Source organism: Streptomyces sp. NPDC090994 (assembly GCF_044768905.1).
Taxonomy (GTDB): domain Bacteria; phylum Actinomycetota; class Actinomycetes; order Streptomycetales; family Streptomycetaceae; genus Streptomyces.
The window spans coordinates 1-6,951 of the sequence record NZ_JBIVWS010000049.1; the positions used below are offsets into that span (position 1 = coordinate 1).

Genomic DNA, 6,951 nt, shown 5'->3' on the forward strand with positions numbered 1-6,951 from the left:
CCACCGCCTACGAGACCTTCGACGCGGAAGCCGCCGCCGCCCGCGGCATGGCCTTCGAACACCTCGACCAGCTCGCCATGGACCACCTCCTCGGCGCCCGGGGCTGAGCACGCGCGCGTGCCGGGACGACGCCGTGTGCGTCGTCCCGGCGGTACGGCAGGGGCTTGTGGTGCGGGCAGATCGTGTGTGCCGCTGTGCTTGTGTCCCGGCTTCCGCGTAAGGGTCGCGCACCGTCCGGCCGGAGGCGACCCTGGACGGTATGGCCATGCCGCCCGCACGACCGCCACAGCCGCCGGGACCACCGGGTGGCCCGCCGCCACCGGGAAGCGGCTTCGGTCCTCCTGCCGAGGGCTTCGGCCCCGGGACGGGACACGAGGGCGGAGACGGGCGCGACCCAAGACGGCGGCGGAACACTCTGGTGCTGCTGCTCGTCCTCATCGTGGCGGCCGGTGCCGTGGTCGCGATCGTGCTCATGGCTTCGGGCAGCGACGACTCGCCCGACGAGGAGTCACCCGCCGAAAGCAGCGCGACCGCCACCCCTTCGCGGTCCTCCGGCATCCCCACCGCGCTGCCGAGCGGCCTGCCGACCGAACTGCCGAGCCGACTGCCCAGCGAACTGCCGTCCTTGCCGTCCGGCTTCCCCAGCGAACTGCCCAGCGACCTGGAGTCCATGATCCCGTCCCTGGTCGCGCAGACGGCACCGTGACCGGTGAGCGCGTCCGGCAAACGGAGGCTCGTGAGTGCCGGGACCGTTGGTCACGAGCCTGGAGATGAACAGTGGCGGCCGAGGAGGACCGCGCGTCAGGGCTCGTTCCCGGCCGCGAGCGTCGCCGAGGCCAGCGCCGTCGCAGGGTCCCCGGCCGCTTCGCCCGCGGGTACCCAACGGCCGTCCTCCTCTCGGTACGGCCACCACCGGCCATCGGTGCCCAAGCGCAGCTGGAACGGTTCCCCGGCGACCGTCCAGCGGTTCGACCGCGCCCGTAGCAACGGCCGTTCGTCCTCGTCCCAGGCCGACTCCAGGGCGGCACGCGCGTGTGCCGACGTCTCGCCTTCCACCGTCCACTCCTCGTCCAGTACGGCAAGCGCGTCGACTCCGCCGAGCCGCCACGCGCGTACGGCCGCCGCGAAGCCCTTCCGGTCGCGCCCCGATCCCTCACGGAGGCGGGTCGTGATCGCCGGTGCCGGTTCCCGCCCGTCCGCCGCCAGGCGTACCGCGTCCCGCGCGGCGGACAACTCGCGCTCCAAGGGCCGCTGCCCGTGCCCGGTGGCCAGGGCTTCGACGAGCAGGCGAAGCGCCTCCGCCGTGGTCCTCGACGCGAGGAAGCCCAGCGCTTCCGGGTCGACACCGGGCCCGGGGGCGGTGTCCGTGTCGAGGGACGGAGGCACCCCCGGCCCCTCGGGGACGCCGGGAGGACCGGGCAGCGGCGGCAGCGCGCCGGCCGTCGCGTACGCCTCGACGGCGTCCACCCCCTCAGGCCGGGAGGCGTCCTCGGCGGGTACGCTTCCCCGCGCCTGGAGGGCGTCCCGTACGGTCCGCTCACCGCGTCCTCGTACCAGCAGCAGGACGAACGGATCCTGATCCAGCAACCGTGCCACCTGGTAGCACAGCGCCACGCTGTGCCCGCAGTGGTCCCAGGCGCCGCAGTCGCACTCCGGCTCCAGATCGCCCGTGCCCGGCAGCAGTTCGACGCCGGCGGCCGCCGCGTCCTCCACCAGAAGCGGAGGCATCTCGTGGTCCAGCAGGGCCGCGACATGACCGGCCCGCTCGACCGCCATGCCGACGAACCGGTCCCACTGCTCACCGGACCACTCCGGCAGAAGGACGTCGGCCCGGTGCCCCGTGCCGTCCAGGTCCCGGACGACCGCCGTGATTCGCCCGGGCCGCACGGACACCGCGCCGACCGCTCCCGCGCGGGCGAGCCGGCGGCCGGTCCGTACCTGCTCACCGTCGAGCGCCGACTCCTCCAGCGCCCGCACCCAGGTCCGGCCCCACCAACCGCGCGCGAAGCCCCGCCCGGGCGTGGGCGGCAGCGTGGCGAACGTCCGCTCCGCGTCACCGTCGTCGTACCCGGTCATCCCGCCCCACCTCGCAGTTCCACCAGATCGGCCAGCTCCGCGTCCGTCAGCTCCGTCAGTGCCCCCTCGCCGGAACCGAGCACGGCGTCGGCCAGCTCCCGCTTATGGTTCAGCAAGGCCGCGATACGGTCCTCGACCGTCCCTTCGGCCACCAGCCGGTGCACCTGTACCGGTCGTGTCTGGCCGATGCGGTAGGCGCGGTCGGTCGCCTGCGCCTCGACGGCCGGGTTCCACCAGCGGTCGTAGTGCACGACGTGTTCCGCGCGAGTGAGGTTCAGGCCGGTGCCCGCCGCCTTCAGCGACAGCAGGAACACGGGCGCCTCGCCGTCCTGGAAACGCCGTACCGACTCCTCACGCGCGGCGACGGATGTCCCGCCGTGCAGGAACAGCGAGGCCACGCCTCGCGCCGCCAGGTGCCGTTCGAGCAGGCGGCCCATCCGCACGTACTGCGTGAAGACCAGCACGCTCGCCCCCTCGGCGAGGATCGTGTCCAGCAACTCGTCGAGCAGCTCCAGCTTCCCCGAGCGCCCCGCGATGCGCGGGCTGTCCTCCTTGAGGAACTGCGCCGGATGGTTGCAGATCTGCTTGAGCCCGGTCAGCAGCTTCACGATCATTCCGCGTCGCTCCATGCCGTCGGCGTCGGCGATGCCGGCGAGTGTCTGCCGCACCACCGCTTCGTACAGGCCCGTCTGTTCCGCGGTCAGCGGCACGGCGTGGTCCGTCTCGGTCTTCGGCGGCAGCTCGGGCGCGATACCTGGGTCCGACTTGCGGCGGCGCAGCAGGAAGGGCCCGACGAGCCGGGACAGCCGCTGGGCCGCGGCCGGGTCCCGGCCGTCCTCGACGGCCTGTGCGTAACGGGCGCGGAAGGCGCCGAGCGGGCCCAGCAGCCCCGGGGTCGTCCAGTCCAGGATCGCCCACAGCTCCGACAGGTTGTTCTCCACCGGCGTGCCGGTCAGCGCCACACGTGCGCGTGCCCCGATGGTGCGCAGCTGCCGCGCGGTCGCCGAGTAGGGGTTCTTCACGTGCTGGGCCTCGTCCGCCACCACCATGCTCCACGGCACTCCGGTCAGCCGGTCCGCGTCCAGGCGCATCGTGCCGTAGGTGGTGAGGACGAACTCGCCGCCGTCCAGGTTCTCCAGTTCGCGTCGGGCGCCGTGGAACCGGCGTACCGGCGTGCCGGGGGCGAACCGCTCGATCTCCCGCTGCCAGTTGGCCATCAGCGACGTCGGGCAGACCACCAGGGTCGGGCCGGCGGACGTCGCGTCGGTCTGCCGGTGCAGATGCAGGGCGATCAGCGTGATGGTCTTGCCGAGCCCCATGTCGTCGGCCAGACAGCAGCCAAGCCCCAACGACGTCATCCGCACCAGCCAGTCGAGGCCCTGCCGCTGGTAGTCCCGCAACGTCGCGGCCAGGGCGGCCGGCTGGTCCACGGGCTCCTGCCCCTCCGGGTCTGCGAGCCGCTCCCGCAGCTCCGCCAGCCACCCCGTGGGCCGCACCGGGACCCGATGCCCGTCGACCTCGGCGGAGCCCGTCAGGGCCGCGGCGAGCGCGTCGACAGGTGTGACCTTGCGGTCCTGCCGGTCGCGGGCCCGACGCGCCTCCTCGGGATCGATGAGCACCCACTGGTCACGCAGCCGTACCACCGGCCGGCCGGCCTCGGCGAGCCGGTCCAGATCCTCGCGGGCGAGCCGCTCGCCCCCCAGGGTGAACGTCCAGCTGAAGGCGAGCAGCGCGTCGGCGGACAGGAACGACGGCCCGCCGGCGGTGACGAAGGCACCCGGCCCGTCCCCGCTGTCCGCGGGCCCTACCTCCGCGCGGCAGGACAGGCCGTGGGGCGTCTCCCGGGGCCAGTGCACGTCGACTCCGGCGCCGGCCAGCGCCCGGACGCCACCGCCGAGGAGGTCGGTGACCTCGTCGTCGGCGAGTTCGACGGCACCCGGCACGGTGGCCGACAGCAGCGGTGTGAGCGCCGGCCAGGCACGGGCCGCCCGGCGCAGCGCGAGCAGGGCGTCCGTCCGCGCGCGTGGGCCGAAGACGTCACCCGCGGCACCGGCCCAGACGTCGGCGGCGTCCGCGACCAGCGCGGGATCGCCCACGCTGTGCACCTGCGGCACGGCACGGAACCTCGGTGCCTCTTCCGCCCCGGTGTCCACAGCCGATCCGGACGGCCCCGTGCCGACGGCCACCCCAGAGGGCTTCACGCCTGCGACTGGTCCGGATTCCATGGGGGAACCGAAGCGCTCGCCCGTGGCCGGTCCGGACCGCTCCCCGCCTGTGGTCGGCCCGAAGGGTTCCGTGGCCGCCGGCAGGCCGGAGACCTCGATCCGCAGCGACAACCGCACGCCCGCGTCGTGCACCGCGGCGACATCGTCCGTCCACGCGCGCAACTCGGGCCGGAGCTGCTGCCGCCGGGTGGCGTAGGCGTCCCCGCCCGTCACGAGCGGGGCGGCGGGGGAGCGGGGCAGCGTGTCGGCGACGGCGTCCAGGAAGGCCCGCACCAGCGGCTCCGGATCGGGCAGCCGCACGGGGCCGGTTCCCTCCACCGGCACCGCGTGTGCCTCGGGCGGCATCGCGGCGGCCAGACGGCGGACGAGTTCCGTTCCCTCGCCGCGCAGCGGCCCCACGCGCCAGGTGTCGTGGCCGGCCGGGGACAGCGCGGGCAGCAGCAGGCCGCGCGCCACGAAGTGCAGGGCGTGCACGGCCACCGCACCCCAGAACTCCGCCGCACGATGCCTGTCCGGAAGGGCACGCGCGCGCGTGAGCACCGGTAGGGCCTCGCGCAACGGCAGCAGAACGGCCGGTACGCGCACCTTCTCTACGCGGACGCCGTCGGGAACGGCGACCGCCAGGTTCATGGCGGTCCCCGCGGCGACGTCCGGCGGCGGGTCGCCGTCCGGCCGCCAGAAGGCGACACCACCGGTACGGGCAGGCTCACCCGGCAGGAAGACGGCGCAGCAGCGGGCCAGTCGGGGGATCTCTGGGGGAGGGGCCGGGAGAGTCGACTGATCGGCGATGACTCACTCCTCAATTTTGACTAGTGGGTGGCGGGCCGCTGATGCTACAGGAATACGCCGCCGATCGGGTGCGCTCGAATGTGACGTGGGACACCATGCAAGGGAGCGGCGAGGAGGCAGGCAGAGGCCGGACGGGATCTTCAGACTCGCCTGTATGGCGACGGCTCTCAGGGAGGACTCAGGGTCCTGTCTCAGGGACGGCTCAGGGACGGCTCAGGGTCGCGATCGGAACCGCGGCGGGCGGGGGCCCGTTTTCAGAACAGAGAGCGGCACTGGCCGCGGAGGAGGCGACATCATGTCGAAGAACGCCAAGATCGCCGCTGGGGGTGTGGCGGTCGGACTCATCCTGTGGATCTGGCTGCCCTGGTGGGCCGCCCTCCTGATAGTCCTGGGAGTCCCGGCCGCCGCGTACCTCACGCTGGACCCGTCCCAGCGGCGCCGGCTGCGCCGTGTCAGCCGCAAGGAACTCGGCCGCTGACGCGCTGACACCGAGGAGCCGCAGACACCGAGTTGTCGGCCGCCCCCGGGGGCCGGCTGCCCCGAGGAGCCGGGAGGCCCGGACAGCCTGACGAGGCGCGGCTCAGCCGGGACGTACGGCCATCTCGTCGAGGGCTCTCAGCAGGCCCGGCAACTCCGGGCCCCGGCCCACCGGAAGGACTTCGCCGGGCTCCTCGTCGAGCAGTACGAAGGCGATGTCGTCGGTCCGTGCCACGAGCGACCAGCCCGGACCGTCGACACGCAGGGTACGGGCGTCGCCCGCCGCGAACGACGACCGGACCCGGCCGAGCGGCGGCGGTGTGTCGACGTACGCACGGGCTTCCGCGAGCACCCGCCGGACACTGCTGAGCCCCTGCTTCGCTCCAGCGCCCGACGCACCTTTCCGGGCAAGCTCCCCGGAGTCGCCCCCGCCCCGGACCTCGCTCCCGGCCCCGTCTCCTTCTGATGCTTCCGGTTCTCCCGCCTGGCCAGCCGGGCCCGCCTGGCCCGTCGGGTCCTCCAGGCCCTCCAGGCGCTCCAAGCCCTCAGCCATGCCGGTGCCGTCCTCCGCGGTCGCGGAGCCGGAGTCGTCCACCTGCTCCCGCCACCGCGCCCATTGCAGAGCGATCTCGTCGGCTCCCAGGCGTCGCTGGGCAGGCCCCCAGGCGCTCGTGTCGGGAGGCGACAGCGGGGGCCGGTCGGCCACCTCGGGAGCGGGATCGTGCGGCGCGGGTACGCCCGGAGCCGCCACGGCGACCGCGAGGGGCCAGCCGGGCAGTGCCGTCACGACGGTGCGCTCGTCCGGCGACAGTTCGTGTTCCATCCCGCAGTCCCAGGAGGCTATGGCCACCGCGACCAACGAGACATCGTCGATCACCACCGTCCACCGAGCCCCGGAGCCGTCCTGACCGAGCACCAGCCCATAGCCGTCCGCCAGCGGGGGCAGACCGAGCGCCGCACATGCCTCCGGATAGTCGTCGCCCAGCACGCTCGGAAACTGCGCCGGAGTCAGCAGCACCGCCGTGAGCACGTAGAGCGCGTCGTCCTCGGTGGCGACGGCGTCCTCGTCCGTCCCGGCCATTCCAGCCTCCCGATCGGTTCGACCAACGGCGCGCACCCTAGTGCGGCCGGAAGTCGCTTGTCACGACTCCCCGACGTACCCGAGCTGCGGTTTTCCGGCCGGACGGGTCAAAACGGCCACGGGGCGCGGGTGTTCCGTCAGGACACCGGCAGCCCGAGCAGCGCACGGGCCACTGTCCCCGGCGGCTCGTCGCGCGCGCGCGCGGGCGCGCCGCCCGCCCCGCCCCCCCCCGCCGTAACCCCCCCCCCCCCCCCCCCCCGCGCCACCCCACGGCACAGGCCCCCGCGGGACAACAGGGACACA

The 6,951-nt window shown here is 74.0% G+C and carries 5 protein-coding genes; 2 read left to right on the plus strand and 3 right to left on the minus strand.

The window, feature by feature from the left end:
* The first annotated feature begins 418 nt into the window (after nucleotides 1–418).
* Complete coding sequence (locus ACIQR3_RS38125; RefSeq protein WP_403546174.1) at nucleotides 419–706, plus strand: hypothetical protein; 288 nt, start codon at nucleotides 419–421, stop codon at nucleotides 704–706.
* Between the two features lie 95 nt (nucleotides 707–801).
* Here ACIQR3_RS38125 and ACIQR3_RS38130 read toward each other — a convergent pair whose 3' ends face one another.
* Nucleotides 802–2,076 (minus strand): SWF or SNF family helicase, encoded by a 1,275-nt coding sequence (locus ACIQR3_RS38130; RefSeq protein ID WP_403546176.1) that lies wholly within the window; start codon nucleotides 2,074–2,076, stop codon nucleotides 802–804.
* A complete protein-coding gene (locus tag ACIQR3_RS38135) occupies nucleotides 2,073–5,090 on the minus strand; it encodes an SNF2-related protein (RefSeq protein WP_403546180.1) in 3,018 nt (1,005 codons plus the stop codon). Before ACIQR3_RS38135 ends, ACIQR3_RS38130 begins: the two co-directional genes overlap by 4 nt.
* 295 nt (nucleotides 5,091–5,385) lie before the next feature.
* On the opposite strand from ACIQR3_RS38135, the gene ACIQR3_RS38140 reads away from it, so the two are divergent.
* Nucleotides 5,386–5,568: a hypothetical protein gene (locus ACIQR3_RS38140; RefSeq protein WP_215164397.1), complete on the plus strand. Its 183-nt coding sequence runs from the start codon at nucleotides 5,386–5,388 to the stop codon at nucleotides 5,566–5,568.
* 102 nt (nucleotides 5,569–5,670) lie between these two features.
* Here the strand turns inward: ACIQR3_RS38140 and ACIQR3_RS38145 are convergent, their stop codons facing one another.
* Nucleotides 5,671–6,648: a hypothetical protein gene (locus ACIQR3_RS38145; protein WP_403546178.1), complete on the minus strand. Its 978-nt coding sequence runs from the start codon at nucleotides 6,646–6,648 to the stop codon at nucleotides 5,671–5,673.
* Nucleotides 6,649–6,951: the final 303 nt, after the last annotated feature.